This is a genomic window from Marisediminitalea aggregata, assembly GCF_900129565.1.
In the GTDB taxonomy this organism is placed as follows: Bacteria; Pseudomonadota; Gammaproteobacteria; order Enterobacterales; family Alteromonadaceae; genus Alteromonas; species Alteromonas aggregata.
The window spans coordinates 361,215-385,093 of the sequence record NZ_FQWD01000002.1 but is presented as its reverse complement, the minus strand read 5'-3'; the positions used below and the strand labels follow the sequence as shown (position 1 = coordinate 385,093).

Genomic DNA, 23,879 nt, shown 5'->3' with positions numbered 1-23,879 from the left:
GTTTTATCCAGCTATACCTAAACACAACGCATGGAGAATATGATGGCTAAAGTAACCGGTATTGGTGGCGTATTTTTTAAAAGTAAGCACAACGATCGAAAGTTGGCCAAGTGGTATAGCGAGCACCTGGGATTTAAATTAGAGGACTTTGGTGGTGCTATTCTCAACTGGGCTGAAGATACGGCGAACGACAACGGGTTAACGGTATGGCATGTTGCTGCGAAGGAGTCAGAGTGGTTTTCGCCCAGTCAGTCGCCGTTTATGATCAATTATCGGGTCGACGATTTAGACGAGCTGCTGGCGCAGTTGCAGAGTAAAGGCATAGAAATTGAAGCCGGCCCAGAGTCACATGAAAACGGCAAATTCGCCTGGATCATGGACCCGGAAGGCAACAAAATTGAGTTGTGGCAACCTCAGGCCTGGCAGGACAAACCCAGCGAATAACCGCAACTTTGCGGCGCGGTTAGTGGCTGTGATTTAAAGACTGCTCAAAGTCGTTGTCCAGTTGCTTGGCAAAATTCTTTGCATGCATTGCCACTAACTCCAGTTGAAAGTCTTCTTCAGTTTGCGGCGTATACATAGGCACTGCCGCCGCTTCACCATGTTCATTTACGGCCATAAACGAAATAAAACACCGGTTAGTGATCCACTGTTCGTTGACCTTTGGCTCAATGGCTTTTACAACAACGTAGATATGCATACTCGATCTGCCGGTATGCACAACACTGGCGTCGAGCCGCACCATCTGTCCGACTTTGATTGGGCGAATAAAGCGAATGCCATTTGCTGAAATGGTAATGCAGTATTTGCCACTCCATTGAGCTGCACAGGCATAAGCGGCCTGATCAATCCATTTCATCACCATACCTCCGTGCACATTGCCGCCAAAGTTAATATCTGTTGGCTCGGCGAGAAATTGAAATGTTAGATGTGAACTAAGCATAGGAGGCACCTTCTTACTGCATATTGGTTAAAGTATAGTCAATATCGTTAACATTGCCTGTGCAGTGGAACGTCCTGTGATTCTGCAGTTACTGGTTTAAAACAAAGATGACGCGATATTTAGGCGTGGGTGTTCACGTAAGATAAGATGAGAACAAGGTTTTCTTCGTTGGTCGGCTCCTGAATCTTTGCTGTTATTTGTCTACACTAAAGCTAATTCAAGACTAACGAAGCGATAACGAGAAAATCAAAAGGATCTGACGTCAATGAAATACATGTATGTACTGTTTCTGGGAGCCTGTTTGGCGGTAATGGCGTTGAACGCGCCAGCGAAGTTAAATCAAAACGAACTCAATGTGAGTGGCCTTAAAAATTTCCAAATCAATAGCGAAACAATGGTCAGTGCGGGTTTGCCCGACAATACGCACCTGGAAGTGTTGGCGAAAAGCGGCGTAAATCGTGTTGTCGATTTAATTCCAGGAGATCGCCAGGCGGAGCGGCAAATCGCAGAGTCGCTGGGCATGCAGTACCACAACATTTCCGTTGATTGGCACAATCCGACGCTAGCGGACTTTGAGCGTTACACAGACATAATGAATGAAGCCAAAGACAACGGTGAAGTGGTTCTCACACATTGCAAATTGAACTGGCGAGGCTCAGCGTTTACTTATTTGTACCGCGTTACTCAACTCAATGAAGACGAAGCAACTGCACGCGCCGACATGGAAGCGATCTGGACACCCAATGAGACCTGGCGCGATTTTATAGAGAAGGTCAAAACGGCCAACTAAGCCGATTTGTTAACTTGTATGCGAGTATCTGTCTAAAATTATTAAGCAATTTAAGAAATCTTAAAATTTTAGATACAGATCAAAATTTATTTATTTTTTGCTGCTAAGCTTAAGGCTCACCCTACAAATAGTGCTTCCGAATGTTGTACGAGAAACACGTAACGCCGCGGAGACATGTTATGTCCTTAAGTGCTTTTCCTACATCAAAAAAAATCGCAACACAGGCAGATTCAGCCCTCAATGTAGACAGAGGGCATCTTTGGTTACATTGCTTCAGAACCTGCAAAGAATGCAAGGAGCTTTCCTCAGACCTCACCCAATATGTGTTCAGAGACGGTAGTTCACTTGTACTGGATTCCAGTCATGATTTTCCAGTACCCGTTGATAGAACCACGCTGATCAGACAACTCCAGAATAGACGAAGTTATTAGGTTAAGTTCGTATTATTCGAAAGCCCTGTAGTTCAATTGAACGCAGGGCTTTTTCATATAAAACAAAGAAGTAGAGTTATCTTTTTTTGATTCTGTTTTGTCCAAACTGTTAAGTTGTTCAGTTCGTGCGTTTTTTCCCTCGGTTTATCCTCTTTTTTTTGCAAAAACCTAGTCAGTGTCCATACTTAGCCTAGTTGTTATGTAATTGTTAAGTAACAGGAGTAAGAAGGTGGCACTCTCCATAAAACAAAAATTATTGTTACTGTCGTTGGTACCCGTTGTGGTGCTGGGGGTTGTGTTAACAGCCTTCACTGTTTTTCAGGTAAATCATTTGGCTGAAAATCGCCTGGATAGCAGCAGAACGCTGCTTGTTGATGATCGTGAACACGAAGCTAAATCATTGGTAGAAATTGCGGTGAGTTTAGTGAAGCCTATCTATGAAAATGGCGGCTCCAGAGACGAAGCCGTTGCCTTGCTAAGCCGTTTTTCTTACGGTGAGTCCGGCTACTTTTTTGGCTACGACAATAACGGTATACGCGTATTCAACGGGAGCAATCCGGCGGGTATTGGCAACAGTTATTGGGATCTGAAAGACAGCAACGGTACTTATCTCATTCGCGAGTTGGTTAAGGCCGGTAAGCTGAATAAATTCGCCGAAGGCGGTAATTATGTGACTTATTACTTCCCGAAACCTGGCGATACTAAGCCTTATCCCAAGCTGTCGTATTCTGCGTATTTTCCCAATTGGGACCTGATGATTGGTACCGGTTTCTACATTGACGAAGTTGAGCGGCATCTTGCGGGCATAGAAGAAGACGTATACTCCACACGAAATGGGCTGGTTACGCTGCTGGTATTGACTTGCGTGGTGTTAGTGGCGGTGGTCTTTTTTGTTGGGCTACTGGTTAGACGCAGCATTAGCAAGCCATTGGATCAGATCACCAGCTCAATCAAGCTATTGTCTGAAGGTAATGGTGATCTTACCCGTAAGGTCAAAGTCGATGATCAGTTCGAGATTGGCTTACTGGCTAAATATGTCAATCAGTTGCTCGGCAATTTGCATAGTATGATGTGCATGATCCGCGATGTGACCCAGGATATTAAGGCGGAGACGGGTAAGCTGGATGAACGTGCGGCGCGATTAGACCGAATTGCAGCGGAACAACAAGGTAATACCGACCAGATTGCGGCCGCGATTACTGAGCTGTCAGCTTCGTCGATGAACGTGACCCAAAATGCAGACGCTGCTGCCGATGCGGCCCAGGAAGCCGAGCAGCAAGGCAATATTGCCGACAAGACGGTATGGGAAAGCGTCAGCAGTATGAATGAACTGGTAGATGAAATCAGTCGGGCCAGTGAGGTGGTGAAACGCGTCGGTGGCGACGTCGATGCTATTGTTAACCTACTGCAGGTTATCGAGAATATCGCTGAGCAGACCAACTTACTGGCGTTGAACGCGGCAATCGAGGCCGCCCGGGCAGGGGAACAGGGTCGCGGATTTGCTGTTGTTGCTGACGAAGTACGTAGCCTGGCAAGTAAAACACAGTCCAGTACTGAGCAAATTCAGGACATGATACAGCGGCTACAAAGCGGCTCTCAATCAGCGCTTACCACCATGGAAGCCAGTATTTCCAAGAGTCAGGAAACGCAACACCGGGTTGAAGCTACCAGGGAAGCATTACTGGCCATCGCTAAAGCTACACAGACCATTAATCAGATGAACGCAGAAATTGCGTCTGCTGCGCAGGAACAAAGTCAGGTATCTGGCGATATCAGCGTACGCGTAAACGAAGTCAATGAGCAAACGAGTCAGCTTGCGCATTCATCTGCCGAGAACAAAGACGCCTGCGACGTTATGAACGACAAAACGCGCCATTTGGAATCTCTGGTTGGTCAGTTCCGCTTATAACGCACTCACTCGTTAGTTAAGTGTTACCCAAAGCGCCTTTTGTTTGAAAGGCGCTTTTATTTTGTGCGTTTAAAAATGCTGTGGGCACAATAAAAAACATGATGGTTTAATGCCGTCTTGCCGCCATTTTATGGCATCATGTTGTGAAATAATAATCACAACAGACGACATACCATGAAAAAGTTTTTAAGTTCTGTCGCAATGGCGGTAGCTGTTGCAGCTTGCTCTCCTCAGAGCGTTACACCTGAACCTTCTACCACTTCTTCTGATGCAGCTGGGCCTGCGACGGCAGAAATCAAATCCGGCGTAGACTATCATTCGCTGTCAAATCCTGGAGAGATGAAGGTCACTCATCTGGATTTGGATTTAACCGCAGACTTCGACGCAAAACGGTTAAAAGGCAGCGTGACTCTCACGTTTGACAAGCTTGCTGCGGATGCCAGCGAGCTAGTATTAGATACCCGGGATCTGGATATTCAGTCGGTTTCTGCCAACGGCGAAAGCCTCGCTTTCACGCTGGACGAGGCGGATCCTGAACTGGGTGCTGCGCTGCGTATTCAGGTGCCGGATGGTATTAATCAGGTCACCGTCTCTTACCAGACCTCTCCACAAGCGTCGGGCGTGCAATGGTTAACGCCTGCGCAAACGGCCGGAAAGCAACATCCTTTCCTGTTTACCCAGGCGCAAGCCGTGCATGCACGAAGCTTTATTCCCCTGCAGGATTCTCCTCAGGTGCGCGTAACCTATACGGCTAAAATAAAAACGCCTGAAGAGCTGCTGGCAGTGATGAGCGCTTCGAACGACCCGGACACGCCGAGAGACGGCGAGTATGACTTTACTATGCCACAGCCAATTCCGTCTTATCTGATTGCATTGGCGATTGGTGATTTACAGTTCAAAGCGATGGGTGAAAGAACCGGCGTTTATGCCGAGCCAGCGTTACTGGATGCCGCCGCCGAGGAGTTTGAAGATACCGAAAGTATGCTCGAAGTCACGGAGCAGACCTACGGTGCGTATAGCTGGGATCGCTATGATTTACTAATTCTGCCGCCGTCGTTTCCGTTTGGAGGTATGGAAAACCCCCGCCTGTCTTTCATAACGCCTACCGTGATAGCCGGCGACAAGAGCCTGGTGTCGCTTATTGCCCATGAGCTGGCGCACAGCTGGTCGGGTAATACGGTCACGAATGCCACCTGGCGCGATCTGTGGCTGAACGAGGGCTTCACCACGTATCTCACGTATCGCATCATGGAAATGGTGTACGGCCACGACCGTTATCGCAAAGAAGCGGTACTGGGCTATCAGGATCTGACAGACGATGTGGCAGCGTTACCCGAAAACGATGAGATTCTGGCGATTGATTTACGTGGTCGGAACCCGGACGACGTATTTTCAAATATCCCCTACGAGAAGGGCGCACTGTTTCTGAGAGAGTTGGAGCAGAAAGTCGGCAGAGCAGAGTTCGATAAATTCCTGGTGAATTATTTTCAGCATTTTGCGTTTAAGAGTATTACCACTGACGAGTTTGTTGCTTACCTCGATAAAACATTGTTAGCCGATCACGCAGACAAGCTCGACAAAGCCCGCATTCAGGAATGGATTTTTACCCCGGGCATTCCTGCCGGTGCGCCAGTACCTACATCGGACGCGTTTGAACTTATCGATCAGGCAAGAAGTCACTTTTTAGCGGGAGAGGTACCAGCCAGCAGTATTAATACGCAAAGCTGGACAGTGCACGAGTGGCTGTACTTCCTGAACAATATGCCGGAAGCATTAACTGATGCACAGTTGGCTGCGCTGGATGAAGCCTTTAATTTAACTCAGTCTTCGAACAATGAAATTGCGCATAGCTGGTTGATGATCGCGGTGAAGAATAACTATGAGCCAGCCTACGAGCGGTTGTATAGCTACCTGGTATCGATTGGCCGTAACAAACTGGTGAAACCACTGTATCAGGCATTATCGAAAACCGAAGAAGGCAAAGCATTTGCTAAAAAGGCCTTTGAGGAAGCCAAGCCTGGCTATCACCCGCTTACGGTAAAAGCAAACGAAGGTTTCGTGGAATAGCCATTCGAGCTTCAATCTTAAAGGCTCAAGCAACTTATAACGACCGGCACTTGCCGGTCGTTTTACATCTGAACCAACGAGGCTGATGGCTGGTATATTCGTTGTGCGCTAACGTTATCCGGTGTTATGGTCTTTGTTTACAGGAACTTAACAAGGGAATTTTATGCGTTCGTGGTTAACATCTGTGTCTTGCTGTCTGCGTCTGGCAGTGATTTCGTTACTGTTACTGGCATTTCAAACCAATGCTGAGGTGTCTGTTAAACCGGTGCAGCTTTACAAAGACGGCATACCCGGCGCCATAGTGTCAGATAACCCCGGAGTGATTCATCGGGAAAGCCCGGGTGATAAATTTGTTGCCGCTGTGTCTAAACCGTCTCTGACGGCATATTTACCCGAGCAACAACATGCGTTGTCGCCCGCCGTTATTATTTGCCCGGGTGGCGGCTATTTTGGTTTATCTACAATCAAAGAAGGCGAGGATGTTGCCCGCCGGTTTGCGTCCAATGGCATCGCAGCCTTTGTGTTGCACTACCGTATGCCCAAACCTTCCACTATGGAAGTCACCTATGAAGGCCCCCTTCAGGACGTGCAACAAGCCCTTTTTACCGTGCGAGAACAAGCTAAATCGTTCTCTGTAGACCCTGACAACATTGGTGTAATGGGTTTTTCAGCGGGTGGGCATTTAGCTGCCAGTGCGGCAACCCAGTTTGCGAAACCGGTATTGAAACAGCACATAAACTCAGTAAAGCCGGCATTTCAGATATTGATTTATCCGGTGATCAGTATGACTGCGGAGTTAACCCATGAAGGCTCGCGAAACCTGCTTATTGGTGAGCCCGCGGACACGCCGGAATACACCGGCCTTATCACTCGGTTTTCCAATGAACTGAACGTGACGGCTGACTCGCCACCGGCGTATCTCGTTCACGCCACAGACGATACTGTTGTGATAGTGGAAAACGCGCTGCACTACTTTGATGCCTTGCGGACAAAAGACGTCAGCGTACAAATGTTAATTGTGCCGGATGGCGGTCACGGATTTGGTATGCGCCACCGCGTAGACTGGTTCGCCAACGTCATTGACTGGGTAAAGTACCTTTCTAATAAGTAAGTCATTGTAAAGGTTGTTTAAAGGAGTGAAACACTCAATAGATGCGCACTCTATAGCGTATTCTCGTTGTGATATTGAGTGTTTCTACTGTGATAATTTCCCACAAATACCGTTTTATTTTCATAAAAACACGCAAGACTGCCGGCACGAGCATAGAAGTGCTTTTATCGTCTTTGTGTGACGACAGGGATGTATGTACACCCATTTACCCGCCAGAGCTTGGGCATGTGGCCCGCAACTACAAAGGGCGCTGGCCACTATCAGCCGAGCTATCCCGGCAACGAACCGGGTATAACGTTAAATCGGCGACAGATTGGATAAAAGGACGACGCTTTCGAAATCATTCCGGTGCTCAGGATGTAAAGCACCGCGTGGGCGCTGACATTTGGCGGTCTTACACCACATTTTGCGTCGATCGCAATCCCTGGGACAAAACGCTGTCACATTTTCATATGTGTTTGCGGGGGTCTAATCCACCGGGTAGCTTCACGGATTATCTAGCCAATACGGCACTTTGTTTGAATTACCCGCTGTATTCTGACGAACAAGGGCAGGTTATGGTTGACCGCGTGCTGCGGTATGAGAACCTGAATGCAGAGCTGTTTGAGTTGCTTAGCGAATTGGGAGTGCCATGCGCGGGAGCGCGTTTAGTTAACGCCAAAGGCAATTATCGCAAGGACCGTCGGCACTATCGGGAAATCTACAGCCAGCAGCAGCGCCAGCATATTGAACGGGCCTTTGCCCCTGAAATTGCACTGTTGGGTTACCAATTTTAGACGAATTACCTGTATTTCGGTTCAGTTTACACAGCACAACAGTTCGTTACACTTTATTCTGTCACGCTAAATGGGAGTAAGTGGTATTATTCCCACCTCAATAAAAACCAAAACACGTTCATCTTTCGACAGTGGAGACAAATAATGAAACGACTATTGGCGTGGGCCAGTTGTGTGCTTTTGTTGCTTGCAACAAACGCAATGGCCAGGGACGTTGAGTATCGTTTGCCATCGGGCATTCAGCCAACTTTTCAAAAAATCCATTTAAATATCGACCCTGATACCCCTGAATACAGCGGTGTCACCATCATCGACATTGACATTACCAAGCCTACCCAGCGCGTCGGCTTCTACCAGTTGGATTTACAGGTAGACAGTGCGGAATTGGTCCAGAACCAAAGAATTACCCCGTTAGCTATTGAAAAGGGCGACTACGATATTAACTGGGGTTATGCGACCCGCGAGATACCCGTTGGTACTTATTCCCTTAAGATTCATTTTCATGGCAAGGTGAACACCTCTTCTGATGGCATGTACCTGTCCAGTTTTGAAAATAAAAACTATATTTTCACGCAGTTTGAAGACATGCATGCCCGTCGTGCTTTCCCAAGCTTCGACGAGCCAAATTTCAAAATTCCTTACCAAATGACCATTACTTCGCCTGAGAAACAGGTGGTGGTATCGAATACGCCGGTGGAAAAACATGAAGTGAAAGACGGTATGCAAACCGTAACGTTCATGAAAACCAAGCCAATGCCAACGTATCTGATTGCGTATACAGTCGGCCCATTTGACAGCGTTGAACTGACAGGCCTGAAAGTGCCGGGTAAGATTTACGTGCCAAAAGGCTATGCAGACAAAACCAAATTTGTCGTAAAACACACACCAGAAATTTTAACGGCGCTGGAAGACTTCTTCGGTATTGAATATCCCTACCGCAAACTGGATTTCGTTGCAGTTCCAAACTTTACCCACGGCGCAATGGAAAACGCGGGCTTAATTACCTACCGTGACAGCCTGCTGTTGTTGGAAGATGAGCCGGGTTTAGCAGAGCGCTCAGGCCCTCTGAATGTCATTGCCCACGAGCTTGCTCACCAATGGTACGGCAACCTGGTTACCATGGCATGGTGGGATGACCTGTGGCTGAATGAAGCCTTTGCATCCTGGATGGCAAGTTATGTCATGATGGAATTGTACCCGGAGCTAAATTTCCGCGACCGTATTATTCAGGAAGGCGCGTTTGGTGCCGATGCCAGCCCAACCGTAAAACCCGTCAAGAAAGTGGTGAAGAGTCAGCCAGACGTAATGGACGGGCTGGGTCTGAACTATTCGAAGGGCGAATCTATTCTGCAAATGATCGAATCGTTGATCGGGACAGACAACTTCCGTACAGGTATCCGTGCTTACATGAAAAAGCACGCATGGGGCAACACTCAGGCCGACGACTTGTGGGCTGCGCTGGACAAAGTTTCGGACTTTAATCTGAGCGCCATGATGAAAGCGTATCTGGAACAGCCAGGGTATCCGCTTATTGAAGTTGCGTCAGATGGTTCGGTTTCGCAACAGCGTTATCACTATGCTGGTGCTAAAGTTGACGCGCAAAACTGGGCGGTGCCGCTGAATATCAGCTACAAAAAAGACGGCAAAATTTCTCGTGAAATCGTGTTTGTCGACAAATCGTCAACCCGTTTACCGCAGCTAGCAGAGGCTGACTGGGTATTCCCTAACGACAATGCGACAGGCTATTTCCGTTGGTCGATTCCGGAAAGCCAGTTAGACAACCTGTTAGCCGACCTGAACGTGCTGAACAACCGTGAAAAGAAAAACGTGTTGTACAACATGCAGGCGCTGTTAAATGGCGGCAAAGTGGGTATCGACAGTGTAATGAAAGTACTGAACGCCTTAGCACAGGACGATGACCCTGTTGTTATTCGTGCGTCGGTAGGCACGCTGAGCGAGTTCCTTTACCTGGTAAATGACGACAACGAAGAGGCGTTTGCCAAGTTATTGAATGACAAATACATGCCATTACTGGACAAGCTAACACTGACTCAGGGTGACAACGATGAAGAGAGTGTGATTCGTCTGAGAAATCAACTGTATTCTTTGTTGGGTCACCACAGCCAAAATGCCTCGTTGATTGAAAAGAGTGAAGCACTGGCAAAACAGTATGTTGCAGACACAACAAGCGTACCAAGTGGTATAGCCCGCACTGCACTCAGTGTTACCACTGAACAGGACGGTAAAACTGCCTGGTTCGATACTATTCTGAAAACATTCCGTGCGAGCCAACTGCCAAATGTTAAGAATACGCTGTTGTATTCAATGAGCTTTGACGATGAAGCAACGGTGAATAAGCTGCTTGATTTAGCACTGGGTGATGACGTAACGCCTGCCAATACTGTGTATATGGTCGTAACGGTTGCACGTAACCTGGAAGATCAAACGCCACTGTATACCTGGTTAAAAGCCAACACCGATGCACTCGTTGCAAAAATGCCGGCTTATCACGTATCGCGTATGCCTGAGTTTGTGTCTACTACCTGTGACGCTGATAATCTGGCAAAGGCCATCGCGTTCTACGGCCCGCTGAAAGACCAGTTTGAAGGCATGGCGCGTAGTTATGACATCATGATGGATGAATCGAATCAGTGCTTACGGTTGAAAGATACCTACCAGTCTGACTTTGACGCCTTTCTTGCGGCGCAGTAACGCCACCTTACAATAAACAACAAAAGGCACCGCTTGGTGCCTTTTTTGTGTCTGAAACTTAGCGGTGTCGCGCCGTTAAGGGTGCGCGACACAGCTGAGTGCTAAGCGTTTTTTACTCTACTTCAATGTCTGCTTCGGCTGGATTTACCATCATCAGGTCGACGAGTCGTTTCACTACGGGTGAAACCAGCAGTATTGTCGGCAGTGCAATGGAAAAGGTCATCGGCCAGGTTGTTAGCCAGCGAGTGATAGTGCCTGCGTTGGCGCCCACATTAATGAGCAACACCGCTAAAGACATAATCCCCGACATGAATAACGCCATCATGAAGGAGAAGACTAATTGCGTGTATCGTCTATGGATCATCGATTGTTCTCCTGTAATTCGTTTAAATAAGCAACAGTACCTAGTATATTCGATTGCGTTAATGTTAAATATGTCTTATCTGATAATTTAAAATTGCAAAAATGAAATCATGCTTGATGACATCGCCTTGTTTGTAGAAGTGGTTAACCGAGGTAGCCTGGCCGCCGGCGCTAAACAGGTAAAGTTACCCGCCGCCACGGTCACCAGACGCATTCAGCGTTTAGAAGCGCAGCTGGGTGTAAAGTTAATGCATCGCTCTGCAAGAAAGTTGGTGCTTACACATGACGGAGAGGTTTATTTTCAAACCTATGCCGAGTTAGTTCAGCAGTTTAATCAGGCGCAACAGGTGTTGAGTCAGGAGAATCAACAGCTGGCAGGAAAAGTGAAGGTGCTGGCGCCGGTCAATATCTCACACGGGATTCTAAGAGCAATGTGGGTGTCGTTTACTAACGAATACCCGGATATCCAATTGGATCTTGAACTCAGTAACCACCAGATGGACCTGATAGAATCCCAGGCTGATTTGGCTATTCGAATTGGAAAGCAGCCCGACTCCTCTTTTTATCAACGCCGCCTGGGCGAGCTGGAAACGGTATTGATTGCCACGCCAGCGTATTTGAAAGCGCATGGGGAACCATCTCATCCATCAGAATTGGTTGAACACAATCTGATAGGAATTTCCATGCGTAAAAAATGGGTGTTACACAATCACGTAAACAGCCAGAACTTCACGCTTTACCCGCAGTGTCGCGCGCAAATCAATGATCCGGTTTTTGTGAAGTATTTTGTATTGGACTCCCAAGGTATCGCACTGGTACCTCTAACAGAAGTGAAAAACGAACTCGACAACGGTGAAGCCGTTCGTATTCTGCCAGATTGGAAAGGCGAAGTGCGGGACATCTTCCTGATCTGGCCAGGTGGAAAACTGCTGTCAAAACGGGCGCAATGTCTGCGGGACTATATTTTTGACTACATGAATAAATCGCTTTAGCAACGGGACACACTTGTTCGCGTGTCCCAACGAATTGTTGCGTTAAAAGCCCGTTGATTACTTGCGTACCTGCTGTTGTCCGACCCAATAGAGCACAGCATACCCAAGCAGAGCAGAGAGCCCTGAGCCGGCCAGAATTCCAACGCGTTCATCGAAAATAGAGTTAACTCCTGTTTGTTCAAACGCTAATCCGCCAATAAATAAGCTCATCGTGAAGCCCACACCGCAAAGAACAGCGCAGCCATACAGGTGGCGGAAATTCAGGTCCTCTGGCAGGGTGGCAAGCCGCATTTTGACGACCAGCCAACAACACAGGAATACGCCAACCTGTTTACCCACTACCAGGCCCAGAAATATACCCCAAGTCACCGGATGGAAAATGCCTTCAGGGCTAATGTTTGAAAAGCTGATACCGGCGTTAGCCAGGGCGAAAATAGGCAGGATTGCAAAACTAACCGCCGAGTTTAGTTCGTGTTCAAGCCGGATCACCGGAGAGTCGAGGGGATCCGTTGGGTTGCGCATGGGGATAAAAGCCGCTAACAGAACGCCTGCAAGCGTGGCATGTACCCCGGATTTTAGCAGTGCGACCCACAGTACAACGCCAACAATGATATACCCGGGCAGGTCAACAACGCGTCGGCGATTCATTAACCACAGAACGGCAAAACACGCCGCGGCAATCATGAGCGCAACTTCTGTAATGTTGTCGGTGTAAAACAGCGCAATGATCACAATGGCACCGATATCATCAATAATGGCCAGCGTGACCAGGAAGACTTTTAAACTGGCCGGTACCCGACTGCCCAATAAAGCCATAATCCCCAGCGCGAAGGCAATATCGGTAGCAGCAGGGATGGCCCAGCCTGACATGGCAGTGGGATTACCCCAGTTAATGGCCACGTAGATCAGGGCAGGAAACACCATGCCGCCAACGGCACCGCTGGCTGGCAGGATTAAATTTCGCGGGTTAGACAGTTCGCCTTCGCATAATTCACGCTTTAGCTCCAGCCCGACGTGAAAGAAGAAAACAGCCATTAAGCCGTCGTTTATCCATAGCAGTAACGGCTTGTCGATACGAAAGTCCCCGGCAGCGACTATCACGGGAAGTGAGATGAGTTGATCGTAATACACATCAAGCGGGGAGTTGGCGATGATAAGGGCAAGGGCAGTGGCCGCCATCAGAATAATGCCGGCTGACGATTCTCTTTTTAAAAAATTCTCAACGACTTCAGAAAGCTCGGTGATTTTATCCATTACGCACCTCCTTTTTATTCGCATTCATGCTAATTGTAATAGCTACTGCTAATTTGTTCAGGTAGTTCATCTTAATTTGAAAGTTTCCTTGTAAAGACAAGGTCTTCACTTAGAGACAACGAGGCACGCACATCATGAATGAAACGCACTTAGCCACAAAAACCAGACGGACCTATATTGTAATAACCTTGCTCGGCAGCCTGCTGGCATTGAGCGTGTACGCACTTGCACAATCAGTGCAGGAGACGGCCATGCGATTTATGTCTCATGACCTGGCGCTTTACAGTGAGACCCAACAGGTTGGTCGACTGCTTAGCGAACAAGAACGTATCCTGTACGAATACTACGCCACGACCGAGCCGGCACTGTATACCGACAACTACATGCACAACTTTCATCAGCTCACCAGCTTACTGACTACGGTGAGTAACGACGGTGGCGATAGCCATGCCATTGGGATGGTGAACGCGTACTTGTTGTCGGCCTATGACACGGCCAAAGCGTTGGATGAAAATCTGGCGGCGGATTTCACCGACTGGGATCTTGCCCGTGAACAGTTAGCGGAGATCAGTGAATTGCGCAGAGCCTCTTTACCTTTGCTAACGGAAATCGAGGCCGAGATTAATGCATCAGTGGCACACGGCTACGACAATATTCGTGACTTACTGTCGGTTACCGTGTGGTTGGTTATTGTCTTTTCTGTGGGCGTTGGGGGGATGAGCATTTACCTTGGACGACATGCCGCCCGGTTTATCCTGCTCAGCTCAGAGAACGAAAAGCTGGCTTTGTTTCCCAAGCGTAACCCCAATCCGGTAATTCGCCTGGATGCAAAAGGACACCTGCTTTATGCCAATCCCGCCGCAACACCGCTCCTGGGTGAGCTATTCGAGAACCATGAGGCGGAAGCGACATTGCCCGCCAACTGGCTAAATAACTATCTGAAATCCGCTAAGTATGCCGGCGATGCCTGTTCGCAGCACACGCGAACAATTGCTCATCGGCATTACCTGATGCAAAGCCATTGGATTGCGGATCATCAAACCTTTGACTTGCACCTGAGGGATATTACTGAGCGTCAGGAAGCGGAGGATGCACTGGCGTTTCAGGCATATCATCACCCTGTGACGAATATTGGTAACCGCACGTTTCTTGAAAAGGTGGTAAACGATCACCTACAGCAGCAACGCGGGTTTGCGGCCATCATGATCGATGTGACTGATTTTAAGGTGCTCAGTGAAAACTACGGGTTGGCCGATGCGTTGTTGTGTGTTTATCAGGTTGGTGAAGTGCTACAGGCCAGAACCACCGCATTGGCGAACAACTTATCGAACACGATCCAACTGTTTCACATCGCCGATGCATGCTTTATGTTACTAGTCGCGCCCGACACCCTGGCGACAAAGTGCATAGACCATCTGGCTAAACAGTTTACCCAGGCCTTGCACACGCCAATTGGCGATATGCGGTTTCATTTAACGTTTGGATGCACCGTATACCCTGCGCAAAGTGCGGATTACGCCAGTATTATGTTGCATTCTAATATTGCCGTTGAGTCGGCAATTTCGGCCAGCAAACAGGTTCACTATTTTAGTAATGACGACGGTGACCGACACCAGCGCCGCCTGATGATCACGCAAAGGCTGGAGAAAGCCATCGACGACGGCGCGCTGACGCTGTATTTTCAACCCAAACAACACCTTGCTGAAGGGCAGGTAAAAAGCTGTGAGAGCCTGCTGCGTTGGTTTGATGATGGCACCTTTATCTCGCCTGCTGAATTCATACCGATTGCAGAGCGCAGTGGTCTTATTTTGCCGCTGGGCGAATGGGTGCTGGACCAGGCATTTGATCAGGTGCGCAGATGGCATCAACAAGGGAAGGGCATCCAAATTGCCATCAATATTTCGCCGCGTCAGTTTATGCAGCCCGATTTTGTGCAGGGCATCGCTCGCCGACTCGACAGTTACGGTGTGCCGCCATCGCTTATAGAACTCGAATTGACGGAAACCTCGGTAATGGAAACCGGTGCAGCTGCCCGTCAGGTGCTGGTGGCATTGCGTGAATTAGGCGTGAGTCTGTCAATTGACGACTTTGGAACCGGCTATTCGTCGCTGGCCTATTTGAGCGGTTTCCCGGTCGATAAAATCAAGATTGATCGCTCATTCGTGCAGTATATGGACGAACAGCCCGAGCAGCAGGCCATTGTATTAACCATTTGTCAGCTTGCGAAAAACCTCGGCTTGTCGGTTATTGCTGAAGGGGTGGAAACCGAGGCGCAGCGCGAATTACTGGCCTCGTTCGGATGTGACTATATTCAAGGGTACTGGCTGGCAAAACCGATGCCAGCCAATGAGGTGGAACAATTGTTTGTGGGTTAGGCGTTGACGACTGAGTCTAACGAGAAGTCGAATTCGTCTACGTTAATAACGCGCATGCGAAGCGCATCTGCCTGGGCTACCTGGTCTGCTTCAGATTCAGACAGTACACCGGCTGCCAGTGCGGCTTCGCGAAGTTGGAAAATGCTGCCTTTGCGAGGCAGAGTTTTCGCTTGCTGAGCAGCCCGCACCTTTTTCATCAGCGGCGTCAGGTTATCGATTGCCGTCATTGCGTCATTCAGTACACGCACGGCATCGTCTTCTTCACGTCCAACGTAACACAGTGGCGTGAGGTTATTTCTGAATGCATCGTCGGTACAAAGCGTTGTGGCTAACTGGGTTTTAACGCCATCGCTAACTGCGGTGAAACTGGTTCCCCACGGGAATAGCAGGCGTTTAAGTAACACGCCGACAACCGGATTAGAAATGTGGCGACAGAAACCTTTCAGTGCGGCTTCACAATTTACCAGGCTCTCGCGGATCAGAAAGTCAACTAAAGGCTGCTGCTGTGGGTTGGCGCCAGTCGCATAAAAGTGTTTGAGTACGGCACTCGCCATATACAGCTCACTTAATACATCTCCCAGGCGGGCCGACAGCATTTCACGGCGTTTCAGTTCACCACCCAGCATCAGCATGGCGATATCTGAGCAGAATGCCAGACCTTTACTGATTCGGTGGATTTGCTGCATGTGTCGCTTGTTGGCATCCTGTTTGGGTACACGGACAAAACGCGCACCGGTGAGCCCGCCGAAGAATGCTGCAAATGCATTACCCACGGCAAATTTAACGTGCTTAAACAGCAAGGGTTCAAATTGATTTAAGCCTGTCTGGAAATCAGGCTCTGCGGCAGCCATCATTTCTTCAAATACATAAGGGTGACAGCGTGTCGCACCCTGACCAAATATCATCAGGTTGCGGGTAAGAATGTTAGCGCCTTCTACGGTGATCGAGACAGGAAGTGCCGTGTACAGGGAAGCCAGGTAGTTATTCGGTCCCATCTGGATACCCTTACCACCGTGGATATCCATGGCGATATTGATGCTTTCTCGAGCCAGCTCCGTCATGTGATATTTTGCAATGGCGGTTACAACGCCGGGCTTCTGACCGAGGTCGATTCCCCCTGCGGTTAAACGTCGAATCGCTTCAGCTTTATAGGCATTGGCTGCCAGTTGGGCCAGACCGTCCTGAACACCTTCAAACTCATACAAAGAGCAACCAAACTGTTGGCGGATAGCGCTGTAAATTGCGGTCGTCTGCGCGCTAAGGTGTGCATTACCTGCAGACAGAGCGGGCAATGAAATGCCGCGGCCTGCAGATAAACACTCAATCAGCATGCGCCAGCCTTTACCTGCGTAGTCTTTGCCACCAATGATCCAATCCAGTGGAATGAACACATCTTTACCGCGGGTTGTGCCGTTCATAAATGCCTGCTCAAGCGGCAGGTGACGGTTACCCACTTCAACGCCGGCATGGCTGGTTGGAATAAGCGCGCAGGTAATGCCAATGTGTTTGTTGTCACCCAGTAAGCCATCCGGATCCTGAAGTTTGAACGCCAGGCCCAGCACTGTAGCAACAGGGGCGAGTGTGATGTAACGTTTTTCCCAGTTCAGGCGAATACCCAACGTCTCTTTGCCTTCGAACTCACCCAGAGTGACAATGCCTGTGTCCGGAATTCCCCCAGCGTCAGAGCCCGCCTCTGGCCCGGTTAAGGCAAAGCAGGGAATGTCCTGGCCACTGGCCAGGCGAGGCAACCAGTAGTCTTTTTGTTGCTCTGTACCATAGTGGCTGAGCAGTTCGCCGGGACCCAAGGAGTTGGGTACCATCACCGTCACGCCGGCACTCAGTGAACGACTGGCAATCTTAGATACAATGGTTGAATTCGCGAGTGCTGAGAATGCCTTACCGCCGTACTCTTTAGGAATAATCAGCGAGAAAAAGCCTTTTTCACGCATGTATTGCCAGGCTGCATCACTGAAATCTTTACGGTTGTGTACCGCATCAAAATCATCGATCAGCGACATGAGCTCGGTCACTTCATTGTCAATGAAGTCCTGCTCTTCTGCCGTCAGCTCTGGCAGCGCAAGGTCGTATAGCTTTTGCCAATCGGGCTGACCTTTAAACAAGTCCGCTTCTAACCACACAGAACCCGCTTCCATGGCTTCGCGTTCTGTTTGACTGAGTGGCGGTAACACGCGCTTAAACAGTTTAAAAGCAGGGCCGGTTATCCATTGCTGACGCAATGAGGTTGACCGAAATACATAGACTACGGCAACAATAACGATTATCCAGAAGAGCATTGAGGTTCCTTAATGTGTAGGCGTACTGCAGTTTGATTTAAAAAATCAAACAAGTGTTTTAATTTGGCCAAATTTAAACACTTGTTTTAATTTGGGTCAATACTTTGCGGGTGGGAAATTTTTTCAATCGGGCCAGCAAATACTGACCTCGCTGGCAGCAAAGTGCTGCTTAATAACACACACAAAATGAAAAAATCTAAATAAAATCAGTTGGCTAAAATTATGGCGTGGGGCTTGAATGTAATAGCGTAGAGTTCAATGATTGAGATGTCGAAGGAGTTTAAGATGACAACCCAACATCCTATTCGTACAGAGTTAGCGGGGGCCGATAATACCCAGCTGGCGTCAATTTTTACCGAACAGGAACAAGCAAAACAGACGATCAGTGAAGTGATTCGCCAAACCTCTTTAGCGCCTGAGCAAATTACGGTTATCAGTCCTAATGATCCGAACTTCAATCGCAAACTGGAAGGCGAGAGTAAAGAACTGGGTAAAATGATGTGGTACTCGCATCTTATTCTCGGTGGTGCCGGATTGTTGATCGGGATGATTGTGGCGTATGTGTTAGTAGAGTTCGGACCTGCACTTACGCAGAACAATCCACTGTTCACCTATATTGCAATGATCAGCCCGGGTATTTTTATTGGTTTATTTGTTGCCGGATTACTGAGTTTGCGCCCTGACCGCACTGAAATTATCGATGTGGTGCGAGAAGCGGTGCGAAACAAACGTTATGCTGTGATTGTGAATCTTCGGAAAGGCCAGCCAGTCGACACAATTCGAGAGCTATTTTCGCGGCATAGCGACCGGGTAATCGCCGCTATTCAGTAACTGCTCGTCGCTGACTTTTCCTGAGCGGGGCTCTAAGGTATATTTGTGCGCATGCCCCGTTATTAAAGGACTGATTGATTATGGCCATTCACGAAATTCAACATCCACTGATTCAACACAAAATTGGCTTAATGCGGGAAGCGCAAATAAGCAGTAAGGATTTTCGCGAGTTGGCGGGTGAAATCGGCAATCTGCTAACCTACGAAGCGACACGCGCACTGCCTACTGAAACCGTAGAGATCAGTGGCTGGACGGGTAAACCGTTAAAAGTGCAGAGCATTAAAGGGAAGAAAATTACCATTGTGCCGATTCTTCGCGCCGGTTTAGGTATGTTGGATGGTGTATTGAAACTGATCCCGAATGCGAAAATCAGCGTGGTTGGGCTGTACCGTGATGAAACCTCATTGCAGCCGGTTGCGTATTTTGACAAAGTCGTGAAGAACATCGACAAGCGCACGGCGCTGATTGTTGATCCTATGCTGGCAACGGGCGGCACGCTTATCGCTACCATCGATTTGCTGAAAGCAAAAGGCTGTAAGAAAATCATGGGGTTATTTCTTGTTGCTGCACCAGAAGGCATTGATGCTGTTGTTGCTGCGCACCCTGACGTAGACATTTACACCGCGGCTATTGATGACCGTTTAAATGAAAAAGGGTACATCCTGCCAGGTTTGGGAGATGCCGGCGACAAAATCTTCGGTACCCGTTAATTGGCAACTTAACGGCTAACTTACTGTTCTTAATCTTGTTTTATTATTAACCAATTGCAACCGCTTTCAAAATCAAAAAAGTTAAACGATTTAGCTTTTTAAGATGTTGTTTTATGCTAATATTTTTTTAAAAATAAGTTAAACTTAAATTGATTAAGAAGGTCTACTCTTTGATTGCCTTTTGCACACAGTAGGCGTAAATACACAATTACAAGAACAGTACACTTGCTATGAAGAAGCTCACGCTAAAAGATGTCGCCAAAGAGTTAGGCGTGTCTACTGCTACAATTTCGAATGCGTTTAACCGCCCGGATCAACTATCAGCGGCGAAGCGCACGGAAATCCTCGAAGCCTGCAAGAAAATCGGCTATACCGGCCCGAATCGCGCCGCGCAGATTTTGCGCAAAGGCCAGTCTAATATTGTAGCGTTGGTGTTAGCGGACAGCCTGGACTACATGGTCACGGACCCGGTTGCCAGTACATTTATTCAGGGTGTTTCCCGGGTATTGCGGGAAAATCAAAAGCACTTGTTACTCTACGCCGGTGATTCTGAATCGATTGCCGACGTTGTGGATTTTGTTGATGGGTTCATATGTTATGGGGCGCCGCGCAATGCTGCATTGTCCGAACAGTTGAATCAACAAAGTAAGCCCGTGGTGACTGTCGATTTTAACCTTGAAGGCCGCCCGGCAATCAACATCGACAACGAGAAAGCCAGTTATGAAATTGCCAAAGCGGCACTGAAGCCGGGCGATCACGTAGCAATTCTGGGATTGCGCTTAATTGATTCACCCAGCACCTGCCGCATTTACGACAACCCGTTGTTAAACGTAGAGTCCTCCATTACCCACCGCCGTTTAGATGGCTATAGTGAAGCACTGAAAGAAGCGGGGATCACGGTAGATTCAGACTGGATATGGAGCCTGCCTGAAAACAACGTGGTGTATGCAGTGCAGGCTGCTAAGGAAGTGCTTTACAGCCAACCACGGCCAAATGTCATTCTGTGCATGAGTGATATCATTGCGCTAGAGCTGCTGCAATGCGCATTGTCGATGGGTATTGATGTACCTGGCGAGCTTAAGATCACCGGCTTCGATGGTATCGAAGAGGCTTCCCGCACCCGTCCTTACTTGTCTACAGTGTGTCAGTCGAGTGTTGAGAAAGGTATGCAAGCCGCCAACCTGTTACTCAGTGGCGAAAACCAGTCGATGTCGCTGTCTTACGAGCTGAAGCTGGGCGAAACCATTGGCTGATAAGCGGGCTTGATGTGAGCCTGCAAATCAGTATTCACAGGCTCATAAATGTGAGTCGTCGCGTTATTGCGCAGAGAAGTTAAGTAAGCACCCCGAAAAGAACTGCGCCAGATTATTGTCTTTGTACAAATCGCCTTGATTAGGCTGCTGGGCAGCCAGACGAGGAAACGCACCATATCCCGCAAGCAAGCAATGCCAGGACGTTGCTCCAAAGTGAGAGTCCAGCTTCTGACGCTGAATTTCCTGCTGTAAATCCCCTCGTCGAAACCAGACGTCCAATAATTGCAGCAGCGATTCAGACAGCACGTCGTTGTTGCGATTCGCCCGCCAGTACTCAGAGTCGTTGCGCGTATTGAGTTTATAGTGAGCGACGATGTAATCCCTTACGCGTTCAAAGCGCTCTCCAATAACCTTATTATATGCCGCTCGGTATTGGTCGTTGAAGCCGCCTTTTTCATAGTGATCCATAAAGATTTCAACACTGGTCTGAACCAAATGCAGGGCTGTTGCTTCAAGGGGCTCAATAAACCCTTGGGACAGGCCCAGCGCCAGACAGTTACGGCTCCAGTGCTCGCTAACCTGACCCACCTTCATGGTCAAATGACGAGTTTGCGCATCGTCATCATTTACACCAAGATGCGCGCGTAATTCTTTTTCGGCATCTTCCGGCGAAATGAACGCAGAGCTATACACATAGCCGTTACCGGTGCGATTAGTCAGTGGGATTTGCCAGGCCCAACCGGTCGACAACGCGGTTGAACGGGTTTCTACAGGGCGGTCTTCTAAGGCATCGGTGGCGCAAACGACCGCAGCGTCATTGAATAGATTGTCTTTGAAAGATTTAAACGGCACCTTCAGCGTTTGTTGCAGTAATAAACTTCGAAAACCGGAGCAATCGATAAACAGGTCGCCTTCGATGATTTCGCCTTCTCGGGTGTGCAGGGAGGCGATGTCGCCATTTGGGTGGCACTGTACCCTTTCGATATTTCGTGACTTGTGGTTCACCCCCAGAGTGTGAGCATGGCGTTGCAGAAATGCGCCTAACAAGCCGGAGTCAAAATGATAGCCGTATTCAATCCGAAACGGGAAATTCGCCGGGGTTTGAGGTGAGCGCTTGTGCTTTGCCAGCCAGCCGTTAAACAGAAAATCGCCGGGCGTGACGTTGACGTCGAGCCCCATACGGCGGGTCAGACAGTTGACATAAAAAGGCCTCTCGCTAAAGGTATCTAACTGGCTGATAAACGGGTGAGCGTAGCTACCAACCCCGGATTCAGGACTCCAGCCATCAAACTGAATACTGACTTTATAGGTGGCGTTACAGGCTGCCATCCAGTCAGATTCAGCAATGTTCATGTCTTCAAAGAAGCGTTTTAACGTGGGCGTTGACCCTTCACCGACACCGATGATGCCGATATCCGGTGATTCTACCAATGTGATACTAACAGCCTTGTGCTGCCAGCGTTTGGCCAATAGGTTTGCGGCCATCCACCCGGCAGTGCCGCCCCCGACAATAACAATGTTCAGCGGGCTGGCATTCATGCGGTGTACCGCTTAATGAACTCGTCGTGGTTCATTAGTTTGTCCAGAGGCTGTTGCTTGGCTTTGTAGATTTGCTGCATGGCGTCCATAAGCTGGGCGTTGTCCATGGCATCGGCAGCAGGGTGGTAGTCCTTCGGATCCAGGCCTTGCCCCATCATCACCTGCACCCAGGATGCGTCCCGGAAGATGTCGCTTTGTTCATTAAAGATAGCCGCGGTGTCTTCAAAGGCAGCTATTTTTTGTGCCAGACGATCAGGGATTGCCATGTTGCGCATGTCGCGCCAAAAATCAGAATCATCCCGCTGATTAACATGATAGTGAAGAATGATAAAGTCGCGGATGGTTTCAAATTCATCTTTGGACTCAGCATTGTATAAATCCACCATGGCCTGAGAGATGCCCTGATTCGGGAACATTTTCATCAATCGCACAATACCCGACTGAATCAGGTGAATACTGGTAGACTCCAAAGGCTCAAGGAAGCCGCTGGATAACCCGATGGCCACCACGTTTTTACACCATTGCTGGTCGGTTCGCCCGGTTTTAAAGCGAATGGTACGCGGAGTATCGAGCGCTTTTGTGTCCAGGTTATTCAGCAGTGTCTGACCAGCTTCATCATCGCTAAGGTATTGCGAGGAATAGACAATACCATTGCCATTGCGGTGTGTCAGAGGAATACGCCATTGCCAGCCAACCCGATGGGCGATGCTGCGTGTGTAGGGTAGCGTTTTGTCGAAACGCTCACTGGGTACAGCTTGTGCGCTGTCTGCGGGTAACCAGTGGCTCCAGTCCTCATAGCTTACACCCAGCGCCTGTTGAATGAGCAGGCCGCTTAAACCCGTACAGTCAATAAATAAATCGCCTTGAATCTGCTGGCCGTTAGTGAGTTGCAGCGCTGTAATAAAACCGCTGTCCGGGTCCTGCTGAACGTATTCAATGATGCCTTCTGTACGTACAACACCGGCTTGTTCTGCTGTCTTGCGTAAAAACTGTCCGTATAACGCCGAATCGAAATGGTAAGCGTACTGCATTTCATAGAGCGGGTTTGGGGTATTGATTTTATTGAATTTGCCTTGCAGACAGCTCAAGTAATTGAGGTCGAAATCCCACAGGGATTGCGCCAGACCGGCTTGTTTGGCTTTCAACCAGTAATGGTGAAAGCTGCAAAAACCCATGGTTGTGCCCGGTGCGCCAAAGGTGTGGTAATAACTGTCACCCTGGGTTTTCCAGTTTTCAAATTTAATCGCGAGTTTAATAGTGGCATGTGTTTCGCGCAAAAAGGCTTTTTCGTCGATGCCTAGAAACTGATTAAAGGTCTGAATGGGCGGGATCGTCGCTTCGCCAACGCCCACAATGCCAATCTGTTCCGACTCAACAAGTTCAATTCGAATAGTAGGGGAGAGGACTCTGCGAAGCAGTGCTGCGGTCATCCAACCTGCGGTTCCCCCGCCTGCAATCACAACATTTTGAATAGTTTGCGGCATTGGTTTTCCTGTATTGCGTTACCACGGTGTCGAGATGAGGAGAAT

General features: G+C 48.6%; 18 protein-coding genes. 12 read left to right on the top strand and 6 right to left on the bottom strand.

Going from position 1 to position 23,879, the window contains the following annotated elements:
* The first annotated feature begins 42 nt into the window (after nucleotides 1-42).
* Nucleotides 43-444 (top strand): VOC family protein, encoded by a 402-nt coding sequence (locus BUB81_RS05755; RefSeq protein ID WP_073319666.1) that lies wholly within the window; start codon nucleotides 43-45, stop codon nucleotides 442-444.
* Between the two features lie 19 nt (nucleotides 445-463).
* Here BUB81_RS05755 and BUB81_RS05750 read toward each other — a convergent pair whose 3' ends face one another.
* The gene (locus BUB81_RS05750; RefSeq protein WP_073319663.1) at nucleotides 464-943 is read right to left on the bottom strand and encodes an acyl-CoA thioesterase; all 480 of its coding nucleotides are present in this window, start codon (nucleotides 941-943) and stop codon (nucleotides 464-466) included.
* Nucleotides 944-1,208: 265 nt separating this feature from the next.
* Here BUB81_RS05750 and BUB81_RS05745 point away from each other — a divergent pair, with 265 nt between their 5' ends.
* From BUB81_RS05745 to BUB81_RS05720, 6 genes are all read left to right on the top strand, one after another.
* Nucleotides 1,209-1,733, top strand: a complete 525-nt coding sequence (locus BUB81_RS05745; protein WP_084526263.1) for a protein tyrosine phosphatase family protein — start codon at nucleotides 1,209-1,211, stop codon at nucleotides 1,731-1,733.
* A 660-nt stretch (nucleotides 1,734-2,393) separates the two neighbouring features.
* Complete coding sequence (locus BUB81_RS05740; protein WP_073319659.1) at nucleotides 2,394-4,073, top strand: methyl-accepting chemotaxis protein; 1,680 nt, start codon at nucleotides 2,394-2,396, stop codon at nucleotides 4,071-4,073.
* A 174-nt stretch (nucleotides 4,074-4,247) separates the two neighbouring features.
* A complete protein-coding gene (locus BUB81_RS05735; RefSeq protein ID WP_073319656.1) occupies nucleotides 4,248-6,140 on the top strand; it encodes a M1 family metallopeptidase in 1,893 nt (630 codons plus the stop codon).
* A gap of 163 nt (nucleotides 6,141-6,303) precedes the next feature.
* On the top strand, nucleotides 6,304-7,251 hold the full coding sequence (locus BUB81_RS05730; protein WP_073319653.1) for an alpha/beta hydrolase: 948 nt from the start codon (nucleotides 6,304-6,306) through the stop codon (nucleotides 7,249-7,251).
* Nucleotides 7,252-7,409: 158 nt separating this feature from the next.
* Entirely contained in the window at nucleotides 7,410-8,027 is a 618-nt protein-coding gene (locus BUB81_RS05725) for a hypothetical protein (RefSeq protein WP_217653452.1), read from the top strand.
* A 144-nt stretch (nucleotides 8,028-8,171) separates the two neighbouring features.
* Nucleotides 8,172-10,739 carry a M1 family metallopeptidase gene (locus BUB81_RS05720; protein ID WP_073319647.1) on the top strand — a complete coding sequence of 856 codons (2,568 nt, stop codon included), beginning with the start codon at nucleotides 8,172-8,174 and terminating at the stop codon, nucleotides 10,737-10,739.
* A 112-nt stretch (nucleotides 10,740-10,851) separates the two neighbouring features.
* On the opposite strand, the gene BUB81_RS05715 is transcribed toward BUB81_RS05720, so the two are convergent.
* Complete coding sequence (locus BUB81_RS05715; RefSeq protein ID WP_073319644.1) at nucleotides 10,852-11,103, bottom strand: DUF2798 domain-containing protein; 252 nt, start codon at nucleotides 11,101-11,103, stop codon at nucleotides 10,852-10,854.
* A gap of 109 nt (nucleotides 11,104-11,212) precedes the next feature.
* Between BUB81_RS05715 and BUB81_RS05710 the strand changes: the two genes are divergently transcribed.
* Nucleotides 11,213-12,094: a LysR family transcriptional regulator gene (locus BUB81_RS05710; RefSeq protein ID WP_073319641.1), complete on the top strand. Its 882-nt coding sequence runs from the start codon at nucleotides 11,213-11,215 to the stop codon at nucleotides 12,092-12,094.
* Between the two features lie 57 nt (nucleotides 12,095-12,151).
* Here the strand turns inward: BUB81_RS05710 and nhaA are convergent, their stop codons facing one another.
* Nucleotides 12,152-13,348 (bottom strand): Na+/H+ antiporter NhaA, encoded by a 1,197-nt coding sequence (nhaA, locus tag BUB81_RS05705; protein ID WP_073319638.1) that lies wholly within the window; start codon nucleotides 13,346-13,348, stop codon nucleotides 12,152-12,154.
* A gap of 251 nt (nucleotides 13,349-13,599) precedes the next feature.
* Between nhaA and BUB81_RS05700 the strand changes: the two genes are divergently transcribed.
* Complete coding sequence (locus BUB81_RS05700) at nucleotides 13,600-15,723, top strand: putative bifunctional diguanylate cyclase/phosphodiesterase (protein WP_175555771.1); 2,124 nt, start codon at nucleotides 13,600-13,602, stop codon at nucleotides 15,721-15,723.
* On the opposite strand, the gene BUB81_RS05695 is transcribed toward BUB81_RS05700, so the two are convergent.
* A complete protein-coding gene (locus tag BUB81_RS05695) occupies nucleotides 15,720-18,017 on the bottom strand; it encodes an acyl-CoA dehydrogenase (protein WP_073319632.1) in 2,298 nt (765 codons plus the stop codon). The two genes, BUB81_RS05700 and BUB81_RS05695, sit on opposite strands and share 4 nt — an antisense overlap.
* Nucleotides 18,018-18,302: 285 nt before the next feature.
* On the opposite strand from BUB81_RS05695, the gene BUB81_RS05690 reads away from it, so the two are divergent.
* From BUB81_RS05690 to BUB81_RS05680, 3 genes are all read left to right on the top strand, one after another.
* Nucleotides 18,303-18,848: a hypothetical protein gene (locus BUB81_RS05690; protein WP_073319629.1), complete on the top strand. Its 546-nt coding sequence runs from the start codon at nucleotides 18,303-18,305 to the stop codon at nucleotides 18,846-18,848.
* Nucleotides 18,849-18,928: 80 nt separating this feature from the next.
* Entirely contained in the window at nucleotides 18,929-19,558 is a 630-nt protein-coding gene (upp, locus tag BUB81_RS05685; protein ID WP_073319626.1) for a uracil phosphoribosyltransferase, read from the top strand.
* Nucleotides 19,559-19,788: 230 nt separating this feature from the next.
* On the top strand, nucleotides 19,789-20,811 hold the full coding sequence (locus BUB81_RS05680) for a LacI family DNA-binding transcriptional regulator (RefSeq protein ID WP_073319623.1): 1,023 nt from the start codon (nucleotides 19,789-19,791) through the stop codon (nucleotides 20,809-20,811).
* A gap of 63 nt (nucleotides 20,812-20,874) precedes the next feature.
* On the opposite strand, the gene BUB81_RS05675 is transcribed toward BUB81_RS05680, so the two are convergent.
* Complete coding sequence (locus BUB81_RS05675) at nucleotides 20,875-22,350, bottom strand: tryptophan halogenase family protein (protein ID WP_073319620.1); 1,476 nt, start codon at nucleotides 22,348-22,350, stop codon at nucleotides 20,875-20,877.
* Nucleotides 22,347-23,834, bottom strand: a complete 1,488-nt coding sequence (locus BUB81_RS05670; protein WP_073319617.1) for a tryptophan halogenase family protein — start codon at nucleotides 23,832-23,834, stop codon at nucleotides 22,347-22,349. Before BUB81_RS05670 ends, BUB81_RS05675 begins: the two co-directional genes overlap by 4 nt.
* Between the last annotated feature and the right edge of the window lie 45 nt (nucleotides 23,835-23,879).

Coding starts and splice junctions, on each gene's coding strand:
- BUB81_RS05745 (WP_084526263.1), top strand. CDS start 1,209: ATGAAATACATGTATGTACTGTTTCTGGGAGCCTGTTTGGCGGTAATG.
- BUB81_RS05735 (WP_073319656.1), top strand. CDS start 4,248: ATGAAAAAGTTTTTAAGTTCTGTCGCAATGGCGGTAGCTGTTGCAGCT.
- BUB81_RS05710 (WP_073319641.1), top strand. CDS start 11,213: ATGCTTGATGACATCGCCTTGTTTGTAGAAGTGGTTAACCGAGGTAGC.
- BUB81_RS05675 (WP_073319620.1), bottom strand. CDS start 22,350: ATGAATGCCAGCCCGCTGAACATTGTTATTGTCGGGGGCGGCACTGCC.
- BUB81_RS05720 (WP_073319647.1), top strand. CDS start 8,172: ATGAAACGACTATTGGCGTGGGCCAGTTGTGTGCTTTTGTTGCTTGCA.
- BUB81_RS05715 (WP_073319644.1), bottom strand. CDS start 11,103: ATGATCCATAGACGATACACGCAATTAGTCTTCTCCTTCATGATGGCG.
- BUB81_RS05755 (WP_073319666.1), top strand. CDS start 43: ATGGCTAAAGTAACCGGTATTGGTGGCGTATTTTTTAAAAGTAAGCAC.
- BUB81_RS05730 (WP_073319653.1), top strand. CDS start 6,304: ATGCGTTCGTGGTTAACATCTGTGTCTTGCTGTCTGCGTCTGGCAGTG.
- BUB81_RS05670 (WP_073319617.1), bottom strand. CDS start 23,834: ATGCCGCAAACTATTCAAAATGTTGTGATTGCAGGCGGGGGAACCGCA.
- BUB81_RS05690 (WP_073319629.1), top strand. CDS start 18,303: ATGACAACCCAACATCCTATTCGTACAGAGTTAGCGGGGGCCGATAAT.
- BUB81_RS05750 (WP_073319663.1), bottom strand. CDS start 943: ATGCTTAGTTCACATCTAACATTTCAATTTCTCGCCGAGCCAACAGAT.
- BUB81_RS05680 (WP_073319623.1), top strand. CDS start 19,789: ATGAAGAAGCTCACGCTAAAAGATGTCGCCAAAGAGTTAGGCGTGTCT.
- upp (WP_073319626.1), top strand. CDS start 18,929: ATGGCCATTCACGAAATTCAACATCCACTGATTCAACACAAAATTGGC.
- BUB81_RS05695 (WP_073319632.1), bottom strand. CDS start 18,017: ATGCTCTTCTGGATAATCGTTATTGTTGCCGTAGTCTATGTATTTCGG.
- nhaA (WP_073319638.1), bottom strand. CDS start 13,348: ATGGATAAAATCACCGAGCTTTCTGAAGTCGTTGAGAATTTTTTAAAA.
- BUB81_RS05700 (WP_175555771.1), top strand. CDS start 13,600: ATGCGATTTATGTCTCATGACCTGGCGCTTTACAGTGAGACCCAACAG.